At 68.4% G+C, this 21,020-nt stretch carries 23 protein-coding genes; 22 read left to right on the top strand and 1 reads right to left on the bottom strand.

The window, feature by feature from the left end; translation table 11 throughout:
- Window positions 1-23: 23 nt before the first annotated feature.
- From VFA08_00990 to nusB, 19 genes are all read left to right on the top strand, one after another.
- Window positions 24-650 (top strand): MBL fold metallo-hydrolase, encoded by a 627-nt coding sequence (locus VFA08_00990; GenBank protein ID HYZ12171.1) that lies wholly within the window; start codon window positions 24-26, stop codon window positions 648-650.
- The gene (hisS, locus tag VFA08_00985; protein HYZ12170.1) at window positions 650-1,921 is read left to right on the top strand and encodes a histidine--tRNA ligase; all 1,272 of its coding nucleotides are present in this window, start codon (window positions 650-652) and stop codon (window positions 1,919-1,921) included. Before VFA08_00990 ends, hisS begins: the two co-directional genes overlap by 1 nt.
- Window positions 1,918-3,702 (top strand): aspartate--tRNA ligase, encoded by a 1,785-nt coding sequence (gene aspS, locus VFA08_00980; protein ID HYZ12169.1) that lies wholly within the window; start codon window positions 1,918-1,920, stop codon window positions 3,700-3,702. Before hisS ends, aspS begins: the two co-directional genes overlap by 4 nt.
- Window positions 3,702-4,097, top strand: a complete 396-nt coding sequence (locus tag VFA08_00975) for a TIGR03618 family F420-dependent PPOX class oxidoreductase (GenBank protein HYZ12168.1) — start codon at window positions 3,702-3,704, stop codon at window positions 4,095-4,097. The genes aspS and VFA08_00975 overlap by 1 nt, the downstream gene beginning before the upstream one ends.
- 4 nt (window positions 4,098-4,101) lie before the next feature.
- Window positions 4,102-5,325, top strand: a complete 1,224-nt coding sequence (locus tag VFA08_00970) for a replication-associated recombination protein A (GenBank protein ID HYZ12167.1) — start codon at window positions 4,102-4,104, stop codon at window positions 5,323-5,325.
- A gap of 69 nt (window positions 5,326-5,394) precedes the next feature.
- Window positions 5,395-5,772: a DUF948 domain-containing protein gene (locus tag VFA08_00965; protein HYZ12166.1), complete on the top strand. Its 378-nt coding sequence runs from the start codon at window positions 5,395-5,397 to the stop codon at window positions 5,770-5,772.
- Between the two features lie 14 nt (window positions 5,773-5,786).
- On the top strand, window positions 5,787-6,011 hold the full coding sequence (locus tag VFA08_00960; protein ID HYZ12165.1) for a hypothetical protein: 225 nt from the start codon (window positions 5,787-5,789) through the stop codon (window positions 6,009-6,011).
- Between the two features lie 82 nt (window positions 6,012-6,093).
- Window positions 6,094-8,712, top strand: coding sequence for an alanine--tRNA ligase (gene alaS, locus VFA08_00955; GenBank protein HYZ12164.1), 2,619 nt, complete (start codon window positions 6,094-6,096; stop codon window positions 8,710-8,712).
- Window positions 8,705-9,127 carry a Holliday junction resolvase RuvX gene (gene ruvX / locus VFA08_00950; protein ID HYZ12163.1) on the top strand — a complete coding sequence of 141 codons (423 nt, stop codon included), beginning with the start codon at window positions 8,705-8,707 and terminating at the stop codon, window positions 9,125-9,127. The genes alaS and ruvX overlap by 8 nt, the downstream gene beginning before the upstream one ends.
- A gap of 132 nt (window positions 9,128-9,259) precedes the next feature.
- Window positions 9,260-10,333 (top strand): endolytic transglycosylase MltG, encoded by a 1,074-nt coding sequence (gene mltG / locus VFA08_00945; protein HYZ12162.1) that lies wholly within the window; start codon window positions 9,260-9,262, stop codon window positions 10,331-10,333.
- Window positions 10,326-11,213, top strand: a complete 888-nt coding sequence (aroE, locus tag VFA08_00940; GenBank protein HYZ12161.1) for a shikimate dehydrogenase — start codon at window positions 10,326-10,328, stop codon at window positions 11,211-11,213. The genes mltG and aroE overlap by 8 nt, the downstream gene beginning before the upstream one ends.
- A gap of 101 nt (window positions 11,214-11,314) precedes the next feature.
- Entirely contained in the window at window positions 11,315-12,088 is a 774-nt protein-coding gene (locus VFA08_00935; GenBank protein HYZ12160.1) for a prepilin peptidase, read from the top strand.
- Between the two features lie 264 nt (window positions 12,089-12,352).
- Window positions 12,353-13,513 (top strand): chorismate synthase, encoded by a 1,161-nt coding sequence (aroC, locus tag VFA08_00930; protein ID HYZ12159.1) that lies wholly within the window; start codon window positions 12,353-12,355, stop codon window positions 13,511-13,513.
- Window positions 13,510-14,010 carry a shikimate kinase gene (locus tag VFA08_00925; GenBank protein ID HYZ12158.1) on the top strand — a complete coding sequence of 167 codons (501 nt, stop codon included), beginning with the start codon at window positions 13,510-13,512 and terminating at the stop codon, window positions 14,008-14,010. Before aroC ends, VFA08_00925 begins: the two co-directional genes overlap by 4 nt.
- Complete coding sequence (gene aroB / locus VFA08_00920) at window positions 13,998-15,098, top strand: 3-dehydroquinate synthase (protein ID HYZ12157.1); 1,101 nt, start codon at window positions 13,998-14,000, stop codon at window positions 15,096-15,098. Before VFA08_00925 ends, aroB begins: the two co-directional genes overlap by 13 nt.
- 1 nt (window position 15,099) lies before the next feature.
- Entirely contained in the window at window positions 15,100-15,534 is a 435-nt protein-coding gene (locus VFA08_00915) for a type II 3-dehydroquinate dehydratase (protein HYZ12156.1), read from the top strand.
- Window positions 15,519-16,601 (top strand): aminopeptidase P family protein, encoded by a 1,083-nt coding sequence (locus tag VFA08_00910; GenBank protein HYZ12155.1) that lies wholly within the window; start codon window positions 15,519-15,521, stop codon window positions 16,599-16,601. Before VFA08_00915 ends, VFA08_00910 begins: the two co-directional genes overlap by 16 nt.
- The gene (efp, locus tag VFA08_00905; GenBank protein ID HYZ12154.1) at window positions 16,598-17,161 is read left to right on the top strand and encodes an elongation factor P; all 564 of its coding nucleotides are present in this window, start codon (window positions 16,598-16,600) and stop codon (window positions 17,159-17,161) included. The genes VFA08_00910 and efp overlap by 4 nt, the downstream gene beginning before the upstream one ends.
- Before the next feature lie 60 nt (window positions 17,162-17,221).
- Complete coding sequence (gene nusB, locus VFA08_00900; protein ID HYZ12153.1) at window positions 17,222-17,641, top strand: transcription antitermination factor NusB; 420 nt, start codon at window positions 17,222-17,224, stop codon at window positions 17,639-17,641.
- A 51-nt stretch (window positions 17,642-17,692) separates the two neighbouring features.
- Here the strand turns inward: nusB and VFA08_00895 are convergent, their stop codons facing one another.
- Complete coding sequence (locus tag VFA08_00895) at window positions 17,693-17,968, bottom strand: twin-arginine translocase TatA/TatE family subunit (protein ID HYZ12152.1); 276 nt, start codon at window positions 17,966-17,968, stop codon at window positions 17,693-17,695.
- A 219-nt stretch (window positions 17,969-18,187) separates the two neighbouring features.
- On the opposite strand from VFA08_00895, the gene pyrR reads away from it, so the two are divergent.
- Genes pyrR through VFA08_00880 form a run of 3 tightly spaced genes read left to right on the top strand, consistent with a single transcriptional unit; the run spans window position 18,188 to window position 21,005 of the window.
- On the top strand, window positions 18,188-18,748 hold the full coding sequence (pyrR, locus tag VFA08_00890; GenBank protein ID HYZ12151.1) for a bifunctional pyr operon transcriptional regulator/uracil phosphoribosyltransferase PyrR: 561 nt from the start codon (window positions 18,188-18,190) through the stop codon (window positions 18,746-18,748).
- Window positions 18,745-19,716, top strand: a complete 972-nt coding sequence (locus VFA08_00885) for an aspartate carbamoyltransferase catalytic subunit (protein HYZ12150.1) — start codon at window positions 18,745-18,747, stop codon at window positions 19,714-19,716. Before pyrR ends, VFA08_00885 begins: the two co-directional genes overlap by 4 nt.
- Window positions 19,713-21,005 (top strand): dihydroorotase, encoded by a 1,293-nt coding sequence (locus VFA08_00880; protein HYZ12149.1) that lies wholly within the window; start codon window positions 19,713-19,715, stop codon window positions 21,003-21,005. The genes VFA08_00885 and VFA08_00880 overlap by 4 nt, the downstream gene beginning before the upstream one ends.
- Window positions 21,006-21,020: the final 15 nt, after the last annotated feature.

Below are 21,020 nucleotides of genomic sequence, written 5' to 3'. Positions count from 1 at the left end.
GCGTTCGTTACGATTGCCGCCCGATGTACCTGGACGTGTACTCGGACAACTCGTTCGAGACGAACTGCTGGTTGATCGGGGCGGACGGGACGGACGATGCCGTGGTCGTCGACCCGGGGTTCTCGCCGGACGCCGTCCGTCGCCTGCTCGAGCTGGAGGGGCGGCGCCCGGTTGCGGTCCTCGCGACGCACGGGCATTTCGACCACATCGGTGCGGCCGCCGACTTCTGCGGCGACGACATCCCGTTCTACATCCACGAGGCGGACGTGCTCGCGCTGTCGGAGTACGCCGCGTGGGGCGGACTTACGTCCGGACGCCCCATCTCTCCGGTCCCCGTCAAGGACGTCCGGACGGTCGCCGACGGCGACGTGCTGACGTTCGCCGGGTTCCGCATCGAGGTGCTCCACACGCCGGGGCACACGCCCGGCAGCGTCGTCTATCGCACGGACGGCTGGGCGCTTTCGGGCGATCTGGTCTTCGCCGGGACGATCGGGCGCAGCGACTTCCCGAACTCTTCTCCGCTCGACATCGAGCGAAGCCTCCGCCGCTTCCTCGAGCTTTCCGACCCGACAGCGATCTACCCGGGACACGGACCTCGAACCACGGTGGGCCGCGAGCGCGCGAGCAACCCGTTCCTGCGAGACCTCTAGTGGAGCTCCAGCCGCCGCGGGGAACGGCGGATCTGCTGCCGCCACGTTCGGACGCGATCCTGTCCCTCTACGACGAGGCGCACGAGCTCGCGCGTCGTTTTGGCTACCGGTACGTCGAGACGCCGACGTTCGAGCAGACCGAGCTGTTCGCACGCACATCGGGCGATACGTCGGACGTCGTGTCGAAGGAGATGTTCACCTTCGAGGACAAGGGTGGGCGATCGATGACGCTGCGACCGGAGAGCACCGCGTCGGTCGTTCGCGCCTTCCTGGCCAACGCCCAGAAGCTGCCGACGCCGTTCAAGGCGTACTACGTGCATCCGAACTACCGGCACGGTCGACCGCAGGCCGCGCGGCTCCGCGAGTTCCGTGTGTTCGGCATCGAGGTACTCGGAACGGCTGCGCCCGACGCGGATGTCGAGGTCGTCGAGCTCGCCGACACGTTCCTTCGCGCGCGGGGGTTGCGCGACGTCGTCCTCCACCTGAACTCCGTCGGCGACGAGGTATGCCGTCCCCCGTACCGGAAAAAGCTGATCGCGTACCTCGAACCACACGTCGACGAGCTCGACGAGGACTGCCGGAAGCGCCTCCACACGAACCCCATGCGGATACTCGACTGCAAGGTCGACGGGAAGAAGGACTTCGTCCTCGCGGCCCCACTCATCTCCGACAACCTCGACGAGGCGTGCGCCGCGCACTTCGCCGCGGTTCGGCGGGGTCTCGAGGGAGTGGGCGTGGCGTTCGAGCACGACCCGCACATCGTTCGGGGGCTCGACTACTACACGCGGACGGCGTTCGAGTTCGTGTCGAACGCCATCGGCGGCCAGCAATCGACGATCTGCGGGGGCGGTCGCTACGACGGGCTGGCCACGGTGCTCGGCGGCTCGGACGTGCCCGGCGTCGGGTTCGGCATGGGCATCGACCGCGCACTGATCGCCATGGAGACCGAAGGAGTTGAGCTCCCGCCGCCGAGAGCGCCGCGCTGCTTCGTGGTTGCGATCGCCGGCGCCCGGCGTGCCGGACTCGAGCTCGTGGGCGACCTGCGAGCGGCCGGAATCTCCACCGAGCGCGCGCTCGAGGACCGCCCACTCGGCGCACAGCTGCGGATGGCCGATCGGGTTGGCGCCCGCTACGCGGCGATCCTGGGGGAACGTGAGACCGAGGCCGGCGTCGTGACGCTCCGAAAGCTCGACGACGGCACGCAGGAAGAGGTCGCTCGGGCCGATGTGGTCAACTGGCTCATGCGCAACGACGGGACCGAGCACCGATGAGCGGGTTCGCCACGTCGATGCGAACGCACGCGTGCGGCGATCTCCGCGGGTCCGACGCCGGAGTTGAGGTGACGCTGTGCGGCTGGGTGTGGCGTCAGCGCGACCACGGAGGCGTGGCGTTCGTCGACCTTCGCGACGCCGCCGGGCTCGTGCAGCTCGTGGTCCACCCACAGGAGGCTCCGGAGGCACACGCCACCGCGCAGTCGTTCAAGTCGGAGTCCGTCGTTCGGATCACCGGCGAGGTGCGGATGCGGCCGGAGGGCACCGTGAACCGCGGCCTGCCGACGGGCGAGGTCGAGGTCTCGGTACGCGACGTCGAGGTGCTCGCCGTCGCGGAGACTCCGCCGTTCCCAATCGAGGACCGAACCGAAGCGTCCGAGGAGCTTCGTCTCCGATACCGCTACCTCGACCTGCGGCGGCCGGAGATGACGCGGGTGCTGAGGCTACGGCACCGGATCGTTCGGATCATCCGCGAGGAGATGGACGCGCGTGGGTTCGTCGACGTCGAGACACCGCTGCTCACGCGGAGCACGCCGGAGGGCGCGCGGGACTTCCTCGTGCCGTCGCGGCTGTGGCCCGGATCCTTCTACGCCCTGCCACAGTCGCCGCAACAGCTGAAGCAACTGCTGATGGTCGGCGGGCAGGACCGCTACTACCAGATCGTGCGGTGCCTGCGCGACGAGCAGACGCGCGCCGATCGGAGCTTCGAGTTCACTCAGCTCGACATGGAGATGTCCTTCGTCTCCGAAGAGGACGTCATCGCGGTGATCGAACCGGTGTACGCGCGCATCGTTCGCGACGTCCATGGCGTCGAGGTTCCGACGCCGTTTCCGCGGATGACGTACGCCGAGATGATCTCGCGCTACGGAACCGACAAGCCGGACCTGCGCTACGGCGACCGGATGCTGATCGCCGACCTTTCGGAGGACTTCGCCGGTACGGGATTCAACGCCTTCGCCAAGGCGCTCGCCCAGGACGGCGCGATCCACGGTTTCGCGACTCCTTGGGACGGCGAGCCGTCGCGCGGCGACATGCGCGAGCTCGAGACGTTCGTCCGCGGCCGCGGCGCCGCCGGCCTGGCGTGGTTCCGGGTGACCGGCGCGAACGGCCTCGACGGACCGATCGCCAAGTTCCTCGCTCCGGACGAGCAGGCAGCGATCGTCAAGAAGACCGAGGCGTCGCTGGGCGACGTCGTGTTTCTCGTCGCCGACAAGCCGAGCCGGGTGAACTCTGCGCTCGACGGCCTCCGCCGCCAGATGGCGGCGCGGTTCGACCTCGCGCGCGAAGGTGAGTGGACGTTCGTGTGGATGGTGGAGCCGCCGCTGTTCGAATGGGGAGAAGATGAGGGGAAGTGGGTCTCGGTGCACCATCCGTTCACCGCGCCGGCGAGCGACGACCTCGATCCGCACACGGCTACCTCCCGGGGGTACGACCTCGTGTTGAACGGGTTCGAGCTCGGCGGCGGGAGCATCCGCATCCATCGCCCGGAGGTACAGCACAAAGTGTTCGAGGTGCTCGGTCTGTCCGACGAGGAGATCGAGGAGAAGTTCGGCCACATGCTGACCGCGTTCCGCTACGGCGCGCCGCCGCACGGCGGGATCGCCATGGGGATCGATCGCCTGGCGATGCTGATGGCGGGGAAGGAGACGCTCCGAGACGTTACCGCCTTTCCGAAATCCCAGTCCGGAGCCGATCCGCTCACCGGCGCGCCGTCGCCGGTCTCGGAGGATCAGCTGCGAGAGCTCGGCATCGCCGTCATCGAACAACCCGAGGAAGACTGATGGACGAGCTCAACGCGCGCGACCTCGAGATCCTCACCGGGCCGAACTATGGGACGTTCGTGACGATGAACTCCGACGGATCACCGCACGCCACGATCACGTGGGTAGACGCAGCCGATGGAAACGTGTTGATCAACACCGCGCAGGGCAGGGTGAAGGACAGGAACGTCCGCGCGAACCCACGTGTTGCCGTCGCGGTGCTGCCCGACGGTGATGCGTACGACTGGATCTCGGTCATCGGTACCGTCATCGACATCCAGACCGGCGACAAGGCCGAACGCCACATCGACACGCTGAGCCACCGCTACGACGGCCATGGGTATTCCTTCACGCCGGGCCAGGTCCGCGAGATCCTCACGATCCGCCCCGACCGCGTCATCCGTTACAAGACCTGACGCCGTGAGCGACGTTCCCCTCGCCGCGCGCATCCGCCCGCGGACGTTCGACGAGTTCGTGGGTCAAACGCACCTCATCGGGCCGGGGAAGGCGCTGACCCAGCTCATCGAGGGCGGGCACCTGCCGTCGGTCGTGCTGTGGGGTCCAGCAGGCACGGGAAAGACGACGCTCGCGTACCTACTCGCGGATGCCGTCGGCGCCGAGCTCGTGCAACTATCGGCCGTGTCGTCCGGTGTGGCCGACGCTCGCAAGGTGATCGAACGAGCCAAGGGCGGCATGTTCCGAACGGTGCTCTTCGTCGACGAGGTGCACCGCTGGTCGAAAGCGCAGCAGGACGTCCTGCTTCCCGCCGTCGAGGAGGGAACGATCACGCTGATCGGCGCAACGACGGAGAACCCGTACTTCTCGCTCGTCACGCCGCTGCTGTCGCGCTCGATCCTATTGCGGCTCGAGCCGCTCGGCGACGAGGACGTGAGGACGCTGCTGAAGCGGGCCCTAACCGACGAGGACCAAGGCCTCGGCAAGATGGGCGTCGAGATCGCCGACGAGGCGCTCTCGCACCTGATCGAGGTGGCGGGCGGCGACGCTCGCATCGCGCTGACGGGACTGGAAGCGTCCGTTCTGGCCGCTCGCGCCGCGGGAGAGGACACCGTAACGCTCGACCTGGCCGCGGACGCGATCCAGAAGAAGGCGATCGTCTACGACCGGCAGGGCGACGCGCACTACGACGTGATCTCCGCGTTCATCAAGAGCATCCGGGGCTCGGATCCGGACGCGACGCTGTTCTGGCTCGCGCGCATGCTGGAGGCGGGGGAGGACGCGCGCTACATCGCGCGGCGAATGGTCGTGCACGCCAGCGAGGACATCGGCCTGGCCGACCCACGCGCGCTGCAGATCGCGGTCGCCGCCGCGCAAGCGGTCGAGTACGTCGGTCTCCCCGAGGCCCGACTGAACCTCGCAGAGGCGGCGATCTACCTCGCGCGGGCACCGAAGTCGAACAGCGTGATCGTCAGCCTGGGGAAGGCGCAGGAGGACGCTGCGTCGAACGACCCGGTCCCGCTCCACTTGCGGGACGCGCACTACCCGGCCGCCAAGCGGCTCGGTCACGGGAAGGGGTACAAGTACCCGCACGAGTACCCGGGACGGCGGGTCGAGCAGCAATACCGCCCCACTCGCTTCGAGGGCAACCGCTATTACGAGCCCTCGGGTGAGGGAGAGGAAACCTAGTCGCGCTGGCACGAACGTTCGCAACCGCGTCGCTGGATATGATGCCCCGACCTTCACCGAGGAGATGCCATGATCGCTGCGCTCGACGGAGGCGACGTCGCACTCATCGTCCTTTCCGCGTTCTGGGGACTGCTCGTGCTGTTCCTGTGCGTCGTCCTGCTGAACACATTCCGCGTGCTCGAGAGCACCAAGCTGCTGATCGACGGGATCCGCGAGGAGACCGTGCCGCTGTTGACAGAGGTCCGCGGCTCCGTTGAGCGCACCAATCGTGAGCTCGACCGGGTCGACGGCCTGCTGATCAGCGCCGGAGAGATCGTGCAGCGCTTGTCGCGGCTGAGTGGGCTCGTTGAGCGGGCGGCGACCGGGCCGCTCGTCCGGATCATCTCCGTCGGCGCCGGGGTCCGGCGCGCCGCCAGCCGATTCGGCGGCAGGAAGCCCCGACCGTGAGGGCGTAGTCCACCGTGCTGAGACGGGCGTTCTGGATCGCGCTGGGCATCGGCGCGGGCGCCGCCGGCGCGATCGTGACGATGCGATTCGCCCGTCGCCAGGCCCGCAAGGTCGCTCCGGCCACGCTCGCCCGGGAGGCGCGCGGCGGGATCATGGACATCGCCAAGCTGTTCTCCGAGGCGATCGAGGAGGGGAAGGCCGCGATGCGCGAGACAGAGGACGAGCTCAGCCGCGACTGAACCGGCCGGCGGCGGGGACGAACGCTCGCGCTCACCGGCTTGCTGCTTGTGCCGCCCGGACCCCTCGTAGACTCATTTTTGGATGGAAGGTCGTGAGATCCGCGAGTCGTTCCTGCGTTTCTTCGAGGAGCGCGGGCACAAGCGCGTCCCCTCGTCGTCGCTGATCCCGCCCCCCGAATCGGGGCTGCTGCTCACCAACGCTGGGATGAACCAGTTCATCCCGTACTTCCTCGGGCACACTCAGGCGCCGTTCCCGCGCGCCGTCACCGCGCAGAAGGTGTTCCGGGCGCTCGACATCGACAACGTCGGTCACACCGCGCGGCATCTGACCCTGTTCGAGATGCTGGGGAACTTCTCGTTCGGCGACTACTTCAAGAAGGAGTCGTGCGCCTGGGGGCTCGAGCTCGTCACGCAGGTGTGGGGCATCGACCGAGACCGGATCTGGGTGACGGTGTTCGAGACCGACGACGAGACGGTCGACGTCTGGCTGGACATCGGCATCCCACGCGATCGGATCGTGCACCGGGGCGTGGCGGACAACTACTGGTGGACGCACGCGGCCGGTCCGGCGGGCCCGTGCTCAGAGATCTACGTCGACCGCGGCGAGCGGTACGGCCCCGAAGGGGGACCCGCCGTTGACGAGGAGCGGTACGTCGAGATCTGGAACCACGTGTTCATGCAGGACGAGGTCGACGACGCGATGTCGATCGTGCAGGAACTGCCGGCCAAGAACATCGACACGGGCTCGAGCCTCGAGCGGGTGGCGATGGTCCTCCAGGACGTCGACAACATCTTCGAGACGGATCTGATCCGACCGCTGCTGGTCGAAGCCGAGTCGGTGTCGGGTCATTCGCACGGCGTCGACGAAAAGACCGATGTATCGCTCAAGGTGATCGCCGAGCACGGGCGCGCCACGGCGTTCCTCATCGCCGACGGTGTGCAACCCTCGAACGAAGGTCGGGGCTACATCCTCCGTCGGATGCTCCGGCGGGTCGTCAGCCATGCCCGTCGGCTCGACGTCGACCGTCCGGTGATGCAGCCGATCGTGTCACGCGTCGTCGATCTGTTCGGCGACGCCTACCCCGAGCTCATCGAGAACCGCGCGTATATCGAACGGGTGGCGACGTCCGAGGAGGAACGCTTTGCGTCGACGCTTCGGCAAGGGATGGCGCTGTTCGAGGGCGAAGTCGGCCGGGCGGAGGGAAGCATCGAGGGCGACGTCGTGTTCAAACTCCACGACACCTACGGCTTCCCCAAGGAGCTGACGCGCGAGCTCGCCGAGGACGCCGGGCTCGAGATCGACGAGTCACGCTTCGAGGAACTCATGGCCGAGCAGCGCGAGCGGGCGAAGCGGGCGGCGAAACGTGGGCGCGCCGAGGAGCAGCTCGCCGAGGTGGCGGCGGAGACCGGCAAGACGGAGTTCGTGGGGTACGAGCGTCTCGAGAGCGACGGACGTCTGGTCGCGCTCCTGTCGGACGGCGGCCGGACATCGGACGTCCACGAGGGACAGGAGGTCCGGTTCGTTGTGGACCGCACGCCGTTCTACGCGGAGTCCGGCGGACAGATCGGGGATCAGGGGATCGTTCGAGCGCCCGGCGGCGTGATCCGCGTGACCGATGCGCAGTTCGGACCGGGCGAGGTGATCGTGCACACCGGCGTCGTCGATGCCGGCGAGATCCACCAGGGCGACGAGATCCACGGCGAGGTCGACGTCGGTCGTCGCGAGGCGACAGCGCGATCGCATACCGCCACGCACATCGTCCACTGGACCCTCCGGCACATCCTGGGAGAACACGCGCGGCAGGCGGGTTCGCTGGTCGCGCCCGGCCGGTTGCGGTTCGACTTCCCGCACCACTCGTCGGTGCCGCGGGACGTGCTCGAGCAGGCCGAGGAGCTCGCGAATAGCAAAACCGTGGATGACGACCAGGTCACGATCTACGAGACGACGTTCGACGAAGCGAAGAACCAGGGCGCGATCGCACTGTTCGGCGAGAAATACGGCGATTTCGTCCGCGTCGTGGAGGTCGGCGACTACTCGGTCGAGCTCTGCGGCGGCACCCACGTCCATCACACCGGTCACGTGGGGACGATCAGGCTCCTCGGTGAGGGCTCGATCGGCGCAGGGATGCGCCGCGTCGAAGCGGTCGTCGGCCCCGATGCGCTCCGCGAGATCAACATGGAGCGCGAGTGGCTCCAGGGTGTCGCCCAGGCGCTCGGCACCGACCCCACGAACGCCGCCGAGCGCGCCCGTCAGCTCGTCGAGCGCGTGAAGCAACTCGAGAGCGCGCGGGGGAAGGAGGATCGCGAGCGCCGTCGGGAGCGCGCGTCCGACATCGCGGCATCGGCGCGCGAGGTCGGCGGGGCCAAGCTCGTCGTCGCGATCGAGGACGCCGAGGCCGACGCGCTGCGAGCGCTCGCGCAAGACGTGGCGAACCGTCTGGAGAACGAGGGCGGCGCGGCGGTCATACTCGGCACCGGCCGCGGAGGAAAGGCGCTGCTCGTGGGGGCGGCATCGAGCAACCTGGTCTCGCGAGGGGTCACGGCGCCTGCGCTCCTCGAGCCGGCCGGGACGATCGTCGGCGGGAGCGCCGGCGGCAAGCCGAACCTCGCCTTCTCGGGCGGCCCGAGGGGCGACGCCTACAACGAGGCGCTGGAAGCCATCGAGCCGCGGCTGAAGGAGCTCCTCGCCCAACGTGACTGAGCGGGGCCGAGTTCTCGGTCTCGATCTGGGAGATGCGCGGATCGGCGTTGCCATCTCCGACGACGACCGCCGCCTCGCCGTCCCGCTTGGAACGGTCAGGACGGGCGCGCCTTCGGACGTGAAGGCGATCGCCGAGCTCGTCCGAGAAAACGACGTGACGCTCCTCGTGGTCGGACATCCCCTCAACATGTCCGGAGAAGCGGGTGAGCGCGCCCATCACGCCGAGCGCTTCGCCAATGCGCTCACCGGGTTCCTGCAGATCCCCGTGGTGCTCCATGACGAGCGGCTCTCATCGGTACAGGCCGATCGGGCGCTCCGCGAGTCCGGAGCCGGCGGGCCGCAACGCCGCCGTTCGATCGACCGGTCCGCCGCGACGGTGATCCTCCAGTCGTGGCTCGACGCGCGCCGGCGGTGAAGCGCGTGTCGTGCCGCGCAGGCGACATCGAGTTGGACACTCTTCGATTGGAACGATCCGAAGCGGGTCCGCAACCTGGCAGCAACTCTGACAGCGCTTGCGTAGCCAGCAGCTGGGTATGCTCCCCGGCCGATGCAGGGCACCGCTCCTCAGGGGACGGACGTACCCGCCGGCCGACACCGATCGGTGAGGCGCCGGCGGTGGGGCCTTTCCATCCTCCTCCTGGTCGTCCTGCTGATCGCCGCAGGGGGCGTCGCCGCCGCGCGGTACTACGACTGGTGCCGGGGAGCTTCGGGCCCGCGCGAGCCGGTCACGTTCGAGGTGGAACGGGGCACGAGCGGCTCCGAGATCGTTGACGGTCTTCACGACCGCGGCGTCCTGCGGTGCGCACTCGTGTCGAGGTGGGAGCTCCGCCGCAGAAGTCTAGAGGACGAGCTACGGAGTGGCTCGTTCGAGCTCACGACCAACATGAAGCTCGACCAGGTGCTCGTCGTCCTAACCACTCCGCCGGAACAAGTACCGACGGTGCGGTTGACGATCCCAGAGGGGTACCGCCTCACGCAGATCGCCCAACGAGTGAGGGAGGAACTGAGGATCTCGTCGGAGCAATTCAACCGCGCGATCGCAAAGGGTGACTGGTCCCTACCGCCGTACCTTCCCGACGACGCCGAGAGCGTCGAAGGGTTCCTGTTCCCCGAGACGTATGAGTTTCGCGCGGAAGGTACGACGGCCGACGACGTCATCGCTCGACTGATCGATCAGTTCGGCGCGGTGGCCGAGGACCTGCCGTGGGACAACGCGGAGGCGCTCGGCGTCATGCCGTACGAAGTGGTCACGATCGCCTCGATGATCGAGGAGGAGGCGAGGGTCGCCGAGGAGCGACCCGTCATCGCCGGCGTCATCTACAACCGGCTGGAGTCCGGCATGACGCTCGGCATCGACGCCACACTGCTGTACGACGACCCCACGCCTGATGGACAGCTGTCCTTCTCGGATCTCAATTACGACAGCCCGTACAACACGAGGCTTAACGGCGGTTTGCCCCCCACCCCGATCTCGAGTCCCGGACTGGCCTCCTTGCGGGCAGCGCTCGAGCCCGCTGAGACGGAGTTCTTCTTCTATGTGCTCTGCGGCGAGGACGGACACCACGAGTTCGCCGTTACGAATGCGGAGCACGAGCAGAACCGGGCCCGTTGCGGTGAGTGACGCGGCGGCCGCCGCAGCACCGTGGATCGGAGGCGACACCCGGATCGTCGGCGTCATCGGATGGCCGGTCTCGCACAGCCTCTCACCCCTGATCCACAACGCCGCCTTCGCTGCGCTCGACATGAACTGGGCATACGTGCCGTTGCCGGTCCCCCCCGGGAACGTGCTCGAGGCCCTTAGGGGATTGCGGGCGCTCGGATTCGCCGGCGCGAACGTGACGATGCCTCACAAGACCGAGATCACCGCGCTCGCCGACGAGCTCACCGACGACGCTCGGCTCCTCAGGTCGGTGAACACGCTCGTGGTCACGACGGACGGCATCGTCGGACACAACACCGACTGTCCCGGGTTCGACCGGTTCATCACGCGCGACGCGGGGTTCGATGCGGCCGACAGGATTGCGCTTGTATTCGGCGCCGGGGGAGCGGCGCGGGCGTGCGCGGTCGCGCTTGCCCGCGCGGGTCTTCGCGAGCTCGTCGTCGCGCTGCGTGATCCATCGCGTGTGCAGTCGGTCAGCGATGCAGTCGATGACATCGGCACCAAGGTCACGGCGGTGACGTTCGAGGAAGCCCCTACCGTGACGGCGGACCTCGTAGTGAACGCCACCCCGCTCGGCGCCCACGACGAATCCCTACCGATCCCGGTGCTCGGTCCGGAAGTGCTCGTCGTCGACCTCCTCTACCGGCCGCACCAGACCCCGCTCCTTGCCGCAGCGCGCGACGCCGGTGCGAGCTCGTACGGCGGTCTCGGCCTGCTGCTTCATCAGGCCGGGCTCGCGTTCGAGCTGTGGACCGGTCGGCCGGCGCCTCTCGACGTCATGTCCGCCGCCGCGATGACCGAGCTCGCCGCCCCGGGGAGAGGGGAAACGCCGGAAGGCTGATCCCCGCGGTGCCGATCCGGGGGCCGCGGCACCTCAAGGGCGCGGCGCCGCGGCCCGATGTTCGGATGACCCGCCATGTCGCACGCTAGCCTCGCGCCCCGATGACCTGGGTCCGGGTGCTCGTTGCCTTGCCGCTCGGACTGGCGTTCGGGAGCTTTCTGACCATCGCCATCCACCGAGTCCCTGCGGGCGAGTCGGTCGTGCGACCGCGCTCGAGGTGCCCTTCCTGCGGAACGAACGTCCGCGCGGTGGACACCGTTCCGATCGTTTCCTGGGTCGCGCTCCGCGGCCGGTGTCGTACGTGCGGTGCGCGGATCTCTGTGGCGTACCCTCTCACGGAGCTGGCAACGGGAGCGTTGTTCGTCACCACCGCGCTGGTGTTCGAAGACCTCTGGGCCACGGCGTTGCTCGCGCCCTTCCTCGGCCTGCTGTTTGCGCTTTCCGTTATCGACATCCGCCATCACAAGATCCCCAACCGCCTCGTCTATCCCGCCATCCTGCTGTCGTCAGCGTGGGTCCTCGTTGCCGATCTCGCCGGTTCCGAGCTCTCCGCCCCGTCGGCGGGGATCGGGTTCCTCGCGTACGGCGTCGGGCTTCTCATCGTCGCGCTCATCTCGCCCAGGGGGATGGGCATGGGCGACGTGAAGCTCGCCGCGTTGGTCGGGCTCGTTCTCGGCTCGCTCGGCCTGGATCACGTCGCCGTCGCGGCGGGTCTGGGGATCCTGTTCGGAGGAGTTGGGGCGATCGTCGCTCTCGTTGCCGGCGCCGGTCGGAAGACGCCGATCCCGTTCGGGCCGTACCTGGCGGCGGGCGCGGTCGTGGCGACGTTCGTCGGCGGGCAGATCGCTGACGCATACCTGAGTCTGATCTCGTAGCGCAGGCTCGGCGTCGACGCGTCGAAAGGTTCGTACGACTTCCTGCAAAGGACGTCTCATGATTCGGCCAACCGTGCCGAAGGAAGTCATCAGGGATATCGAGGCGCATCGAGCCGCGGGAACCGAGGCGATGGGCTGCCGGCGGCGCGCTCGGGGGGAGCGGTCGCCGGTCGGAAGGGGGCGGTTCCGATAGGGACCGCCCCCCACCACCCATGTCGGGGTTCCCGGGGCGCCGACTACCCGTCTCTATGATGAGTGCCACCGATGCTGCGGCTGCTCACGGCGGGTGAATCGCATGGCAAGGGCCTCGTCGGCGTGCTCGAGGGTCTTCCGGCCGGAGTACCGATCTCGCCGAAGGAGATCGCAGGGGAGCTCGCGCGCCGTCGGCACGGACACGGCCGCAGCGGCAGGCAGAAGCTGGAGACGGATCGCTTCGAGATCCAGTCAGGCGTGCGCCACGGGCGGACGCTCGGTAGCCCCATCGCCGTCACGATCGACAACGCCGAGTGGCAGCAGAGGTACCGGGAGCTGATGAGCGTCGAAGGTGACGCCGATCCCGACGAGAAGCTCACGCGTCCCAGGCCCGGGCACGCCGACCTGGCCGGCGTGCAGAAGTACGGCTTCGACGACGTTCGCAACGTTCTGGAGCGAGCGAGCGCGCGCGAAACGGCGATGAGGGTTGCGCTCGGCGTGTTCTGCAAGGCGTTCCTGACCGAGCTCGGCATCGACGTCGTCTCGCACGTCGTCCGCATCGGCTCCGTGGCGGTTGGTGGTTCCGACATGCCCGGCCCGGAGGACCTCGAGGTGGTCGATTCGTCGCCCGTGCGGTGCTTCGACGATGAGGCGGGCACGAGGATGGTCGAGGAGATCGACCGGATCCGGAAGGACCGCGACACAGTCGGCGGGGTGTTCGAGGTCCTCGCCTACGGATGCCCGCCGGGGCTCGGATCGCACGTGCAGTACGACCGCAAGCTCGACGCTCGCCTCGCGCTCGCCCTGATGAGCATCCAGTCGGTAAAGGGCGTCGAGATCGGCGACGGGTTCGCCACGGCCTCGCGTCCGGGGTCCGAGGCCCACGACGAGATCGCGGAGGGGTTTCGGCGAACGACCGCGCGCGCGGGGGGGATCGAGGGGGGGATGAGCACCGGGGAGCCGATCCGCGTTCGAGCCGCGATGAAGCCGTTCTCGACGGTACCGAGGGCGCTGTCGACGATCGACCTTCGAACGGGAAAGGGCGATGTGGCGATCGCGCAGCGAACCGATGTGTGCGCCGTACCGGCCGGCGGGGTCGTCGGCGAGAGCGTGGTGGCGTTCGTTCTGGCCGGCGCGGTGCTCGAGAAGTTCGGCGGCGACTCGCTCGTGGAGACTCGACGCAACCTCGACGGGTACATGGCCGGGCTCGGGATCTCGCCGGGGCGGTCGTGATCGTTTACCTCGTCGGCATGCCCGGCTCGGGCAAGTCAATCGTCGGTCCGGTGCTCGCCGCTCGGTTGGGCGTTCCGTTCGTCGAGCTCGACGCGGAGGTCGAGAGCTCCGGCGGCGCGTCGGTGCGCGACATCTTCGACCGCGACGGCGAGGCGCGGTTCCGCGAGCTGGAGGCGGCGGCGCTCGTCGAGGTCGCTCGGCGCGACCCGTCGGTCGTCTCGTGCGGGGGCGGCGTGGTTCTCGAGCCGGCGAACCGGGTGACGCTGCGCGCGACGGGCGAGGTCGTGTTCCTCTCCGTTCCGCTCCGCGTCCTTCGCGAGCGCGTCCGTCCGGCGTCCGACCGACCGCTCATCCGGGAGGAAGGCGATCTGGAGCGATTGTTCAAGGAACGCGAGCCGCTGTATCGCGAGTTCGCGGTGCATGTCGTCGATGCGAGCGGCCCTGTCGAAGAGGTGGCCGCAGCGATCCACAAGGAGCTGCTCCAGTGGAGCGCGTGACCGTCGTCGTCCCGAGCCGATCGTACGACGTGACGGTCGCGTCGGGGATCCTCGACGAGGCGGGCGCGCACCTGCCCGAGCTCGCCGGCGTCGAGCGCGCGTTCGTCGTGGCCGACACAAACGTTGCCGAGCGCTACCTGGAGCCGCTCGGACGAGGGCTGGCAGAGCGCGGCTGGGCGCGAGTGCACCTGGTGGTTCCGGAGGGCGAGGACGCCAAGACGCTCCCGATGGCGACGGTGCTCCATCGTCAGCTCGCGACGCAGGAGGCACACCGCGACGACCTCGTCGTCGCGCTCGGCGGCGGTTCCGTCGGCGACCTTGCGGGCTTCGTCGCGGCGACGTACATGCGGGGGGTTCCCTTCCTCCAGGTGCCGACGTCGCTCACCGCACAGGTCGACGCGGCGGTGGGGGGCAAGACCGCGGTCAATCTGCCGGAGGGGAAGAACCTCGTCGGCGCGTTCCACCAGCCCGTCGCCGTGCTCGCTGACGTCGCTACGCTCTCGACGCTCGGGGATCGCGAGTACGGCTCCGGCCTTGCCGAGGTGGCGAAGTACGCGCTGACGCTCGACGTCGAGCTGCTCGAGATGCTCGAGCGCGATCCCGCAGCGGTATTGGAACGCCGGCTGCCGGTGCTCGAGCCGCTGGTCGCGCGGTGCATCCGGGCCAAGGCCGCCGTCGTCGGCGAGGATGAACGCGACGCGGGACGGCGCCTCGTCCTGAACTACGGTCACACGCTCGGCCATGCGTTGGAGCGTCTCGATTCGTTCGCCGGACGCTCACACGGCGAGGCGATCTCGATCGGGATGACGTTCGCCGCGCGACTGGCCGAGGAGCTCGGCATCACAACGTCCGGTCTCGCCGCGCGGCACGCGCGGTTGTTCACTGCGCTCGGCCTCGACGCGCTCGGTTCGCTGCCACCAGCGGACGAGGTCCTCGCCGCGATGCGGATGGACAAGAAGTACCGCGGGGGCATGCGGTTCGTGTTGCTCGAGGACGTGGGCCGCCCGATCGTGGTCGATCCCATCGACGAGGAACCGCTGCGCCGCATCCTGGAACAGATGAGGACCCGCGGAGGGTCTGGGAGCTAGCGTGCGGGTCCTGTTCCTGTTCGGTCCGAGCCTCGGCGCCCTCGGAACGCGAGAGCCCGAGCGGTACGGCACGCAGACGCTCCAGGAGATCATGCACGAGGTGACGGAACGCGCCGATGCGCTCGGCCACGAGACACAGTGGCGGCAATCCGATCACGAGGGCGAGCTCGTCGGCTGGTTACTCGGTGCGCGCGGCGACGGGTTCGACGTCCTCGTGGTGAATCCCGGCGCACTAACCCACTACTCGTACACGATCCGCGACGCCATCGAGGCGTCGGGCGTTCCGGCGATCGAGGTCCACATGACCAACATCTACGCTCGCGAGGAGTTCCGGCGGGAGTCCGTGATCTCGCCCGTCTGTCGCGCGACCATCACCGGCGCTGGTGCCGGCGGATATCACCTGGCGCTCGAGGCGGTTCCTTGGATCACGCGCTGAGGCGCGAGCGCCTCGAGGAGCGACTACGCGAGCTCGGCGTGGATGCGCTCCTCGTCACGCGTCTCCCCAACGTCCGGTACCTCACCGGCTTCACCGGATCGAACGGCCAGCTCGTCGTCGGGCCGAACGGATCCGTGCTCTTCACCGACGGCCGCTACGAGCATCAGTCGTCGAGGGAGGTTCCCGACGTCCGCCGCGAGATCTACTCCGAGACGTTCGCGGAACGGGCCGCCGCGTGGGGCGGAGCCGCGGGCGTGACGCGCATCGGCTTCGAGGCGGCGGGTCTCACGTACAAGGTTTGGAGCGATCTGCGCGACCGGGTGGCGGGCGCGTTCGACCTCGTTTCGACCGACGGAGAGGTGGAGCGCCTTCGCGTAGCCAAGGAACGGTCGGAGATCGAGGCGATCGCCCGGGCGCAGGCGTGCGCCGACGAGGCGTTCGATCGCGTCGTCCTCGGCGGCGGGGTTCGTGAAGGCGTCACGGAACGCGGGCTTGCTCGCTCGCTAGAGGAGGCGATGCGTGATGCGGGCGCCGACGACCTGGCGTTCGACCCGATCGTGGCGTTCGGCGAGCAGGCGGCCGAGCCACATCACTCTCCGACGGACCGTCCTCTCGCACCCGGCGACGTCGTGAAGCTCGACTTCGGCGCCATCGTCGACGGTTACCACTCCGACATGACGAGAACCGTCGCGTTGGGCGAACCGAGGCCTGAGCTGCGCACGATGCACGATCTCGTCGCGGTGGCGCAGCGCCGGGCGATGGAGACCGTTCGAGCCGGTGCGGGGCTTGCGGTCGTCGATCGCGCCGCGCGCGGGGCGATCGACGACGCGGGCTTCGGCGACAGCTTCCCACACGGCCTCGGCCACGGCGTCGGCCTAGAGATCCACGAGGATCCCCGCCTCCGATGGGACGCGGACGGTGAGCTTGCGGAGGGTGCCGTGGTCACGATCGAACCCGGCGTGTACGTTCCGGGCCTCGGCGGCGTCCGGATCGAGGACATGGTGGAGGTGACATCGGACGGCTGCCGCGCGATGGCGCGTTCGACGAGAGAGATGGTGGTCCTGTGAGCGTCTCGACGAACGACCTGAAGAACGGGATGACGCTCGACCTCGACGGCACGCTGTTCCAGATCGTGGAGTTCCAACACGTAAAGCCGGGGAAGGGTGGCGCGTTCGTGCGCACGAAGCTCCGCAACGTCCGGACCGGCGCCGTGGTCGAGCGCACGTTCAATGCCGGAGTGAAGGTCGGCCTCGCCATCGTCGAACGCAAGGAGATGCAGTACCTGTATCGCGACGGCGACCACTACACCTTCATGGACATGGAGAGTTACGAGCAGTTGCCCGTGCCGGCGAGCGTGGTCAGCGACTCCGCGCACTACATGGCCGAGGGCACCAACGCGCAGGTCGCGGTCCACCAGGGCACGCCGATCGCCGTCGAGCTTCCGGCGTCCGTGCCGCTCACGGTCACCCAGACCCAGCCCGCGGTGAAGGGCGACACGCGAACCAACGCCATGAAGCCCGCCACGGTCGAGACCGGCCACGTGGTCCAGGTCCCGCTGTTCGTGGGGGAAGGGGAGCGGATCAAGGTTGACACGCGCTCGGGCCAATACATCGAGCGGGTGAAGTGAGGGCCGGGGCTGGGGTAGCACAGTGAGCGAAGCGAACGTTGTGCGGACCCCAGAGAACGGATGACGTCGCGGCGCGAGGCGCGCCGCCAAGCGATCGACGTCCTCTACCAGGCCGACGTCACGGAGAAGGATCCGCGAATCGTCCTCGGCGAGTGGCGCTCCGCAGGTCGGGAGATCGACCCGTTCGCCGAAGAGCTCGTCGACGGCGTCGCGGCCAATCGTGCCGAGATCGACTCGATCCTCCTGTCGCACGTGGAGAACTGGTCATTGGAACGAATGGCGACACTCGATCGCAACATCCTGCGCGTTGCCGTGTTTGAGCTTCTCCACCGTCCCGAAACCCCGTCGAGCGTTGCGATCAGCGAGGCCGTCGAGATCGCAAAGCGCCTGTCAACAGAGGACTCGAGCCGCTTCGTGAACGGCATCCTGGGCAAGTTCGCGCGCGAGTTCGCGGTCGAGGACCCAGCCGAATCCGAGTAACGACCTACCGCACGCCTCATTCGGCGGCCAGACGCATGGTGAGCGTTCGGCCTAGTCCGACGTTTCGGCCTTCCGCTGAGCGCGCTCATCAACGTCGTCCGCCGTGCCGGCCGCGTCCTCGTCGGACGCCCCCTCGGACATGCCCTTCTTGAACTCCGAGGTGGATTTTCCGACCGACCGCGCGAGCTCCGGCAGCTTCTTCGCCCCGAACAGCAGGACGAGGACCACGAGGACGACGATCCACTCGGGACCCGGGCTGTACGCGAGCATCTTGACCGATCCTCCCGTTCGTGGCGCCGCGGCCGAGCAATCAGCCGCACGTGCCATCAGTCTAGGCGCTCGAGCGCGATCCGTGGGCTCACGTCGTTGCGGAGGGGTATGGGTCGCGACTATCCTCTCCTCGGACCTTCCCCCTTTAAGTCCGGTCCCGCGAGGCCGGGAAGGGAGTGCCCGAATGGAACACGGTGCCCTGACGCACGCGCGGCAGGGCTTTTTTGCTTCTCCGGGTCGCGATCACGTGCACGGTGGGGCTTCGTGAACGCCCTGATGGACGAGGCCGACGTCCGACGCGCCGTCACCCGCATCGCGCACGAGATCCTCGAGCGGAACAAGGGAGGGAGCGGGGTCGCGCTCGTGGGGATCGCCGCGCGCGGCGACGACCTGGCGAGGCGTCTCGCCGCGGAGATCGAGCGGATCGAGAGTACCTCCGTTCCGGTCGGCGTCCTCGACATCACGTTCTATCGAGACGACATCGGGATGCGGGGGGAAGCGCCAGAGGTGCACCAGACGGACGTTCCGTTCGACGTCACGGGCCGAACGGTCGTGCTGGTGGACGATGTGCTCTTCACGGGCCGGACGATCCGAGCGGCGCTCGACGCGCTCGTCGATTTCGGACGCCCACGCGCGATCCAGCTGGCAGTACTCGTCGACCGTGGGCACCGCGAGCTCCCGATCCGCGCGGACTTCGTCGGCAAGAACGTCCCCACACGCAGGGACGATGACGTACGGGTCGCGCTTCGGGAGATGGATGGCGACGACGGCGTCGTGGTCGAGCCGGCCCCGACGCTCCGAGTCGCGAAGACCGGAACGGGGGACGACCGAGCGTGAACAAGCATCTGTTGTCGATCGACGACGTGACGGCCGAGGACATCGTTCGGATCCTCGACACTGCGGAGTCGTTCCGCGAGATCGGAACTCGCGTGATCAAGAAGGTTCCGGCGCTCCGCGGCCGCACGGTGGTGAACCTGTTCTACGAGAACTCGACGCGAACGCGCATCAGCTTCGAGCTCGCGGCGAAGCGTCTGTCTGCGGACGTGATCAACTTCTCCACGAGCGGATCGAGCGTGAGCAAGGGCGAGAGCCTCAAGGACACCGCGCTCACGCTGCAGGCGATGGGCGCCGACGCGATCGTGATCCGACACTCCTCCAGTGGGTCACCGCTGACCCTGACCAAGTGGGTCCGCGGCAGCGTGCTGAACGCCGGTGACGGGACACACGAGCACCCCACGCAGGCGCTGCTCGACATCTACACGATGCGCGAGCGGCTCGGCCGGCTCGAGGGACTGCGCGTGGCGATCGTCGGCGACGTCCTGCACTCACGCGTCGCGCGGTCGCTCTCGTTCGCGCTCGTGAAGGTGGGCGCGGAGGTCACGCTCGTCGGTCCGCCGACGCTCATTCCGCCGGACGCGCCTGGTTGGGGAGCCCAGGTCTCCTACGACATCGGGTCGGTCCTTCCCAAGCTCGACGTCTGCTACATGCTCCGCGTTCAGCACGAGCGGCAACGCCAGCAGTACTTCCCGAGCGTGCGCGAGTACGCGCGGCTGTTCGGTCTCACGAGCGGGCGCGTGGCGATGCTGCCGCCCGAGGCGCTGATCATGCATCCCGGCCCCATGAACCGCGGCGTCGAGATCGAGAGCGATGTCGCGGACCTCCCGAACTCGGTCATCGAGGAGCAGGTGACCAACGGGATCGCCATCCGAATGGCGCTCCTGTACCTGCTGCTCGGCGGGGCCCGCGACGCCCGCCCTGGCGGCGTGGGCGAGCGGACCGGGGACGACGAGGAGGCGGGAATGTGACGCGGATCGTCGTGAAGGGCGCGCGCGTTGTCGACCCAGCCGGTGGACGCGACGAGGTGGCCGATCTTTTCATCGAAGGCGGACGGATCGCGGAGCCGGACGGCCCCACCTCGGGTGCGACCGTCGTGGACGCCGATGGTCTCGTCGTCGCGCCCGGCCTCGTCGACCTGCACTCGCATCTTCGGGAGCCGGGACGTGAGGACAAGGAGACGATCGAGACCGGCTGTCGCGCGGCCGCGCTGGGGGGATACACCGCCGTCTCGGCGATGGCGAACACCGACCCGGTCGCCGACAACGCCGCGGTGGTCCACGAGGTTCGAGACCTCGCCCAGCGGGCCTGCATGTGCGACGTGTTCCCGGTCGGCGCGATCACACGGGGCCTGGCCGGCGAGAAGATGGCGGAGCTAGGGGAGATGATCAACGCCGGGGTTCGGATCTTCAGCGACGACGGACGATGCGTCCCGAGCGCGCGCGTCCTGCGCAACGCGCTCACCTATGCGCGCGCGTTCGATGGCGCCGTCATCGCCGAGCACTGCGAGGACCCGTCCCTCTCGGAGGGCGGACAGATGCACGAGGGATACCACTCGTCCTCACTCGGCCTCGCCGGGCAGCCCCGTGAGGCGGAAGAGATCGTCGTCGCGCGAGACCTCGCTCTGGCTCGGCTGACGGGTGGGCGCCTGCACCTGTGTCACCTCTCCTCGGCCGGATCGGTGAGCCTCGTCCGACGGGCGAAGGCAGAGGGACTCCGCGTCACCGCGGAGGTGACGCCCCACCACCTCGTGTTCACCGACGAGGACCTTCGGACGTACGACTCGAATTTCAAAGTGAACCCACCGCTTCGAACGGCGGAGGACCGCGACGCGCTTATCGAGGGGCTGGCCGACGGAACCGTCGATGCCGTGGCGACCGATCACGCGCCGCACGCGGTCGAGGAGAAGGAGACGGAGTTCGACCAAGCCTCGTTCGGGACGACCGGACTCGAGACGGCACTCGCCGCGGTGCTCACGTTCGTCGTCGGGAGCGGAGCGATGACGCTGACCGGTGCCCTCGAGGCCATGTCGACCCGGCCGGCTCGGATCCTGGGTACCGACGATCACGGGATGCCCCTCGAGCCGGGAGCGCCGGCAAACGTGATCGCGTTCGATCCGGCCGCCGAATGGGTCGTCGAGCCGCCGTTCGCGTCCAAGAGCCGGAACAGCGCGTTCCTCGGTAGAACGCTCCGCGGGCGAATGGTGCACACGATCTATCGTGGCGAACTGGTCGTGGCCGACGGGAAGGCGCAGCGGTGACGACGCCGCCGCCTC

This window comes from Actinomycetota bacterium (assembly GCA_035640355.1).
GTDB lineage: Bacteria > Actinomycetota > UBA4738 > UBA4738 > HRBIN12 > CALGFI01.
This window is presented reverse-complemented; position numbering and strand designations above follow the sequence as displayed.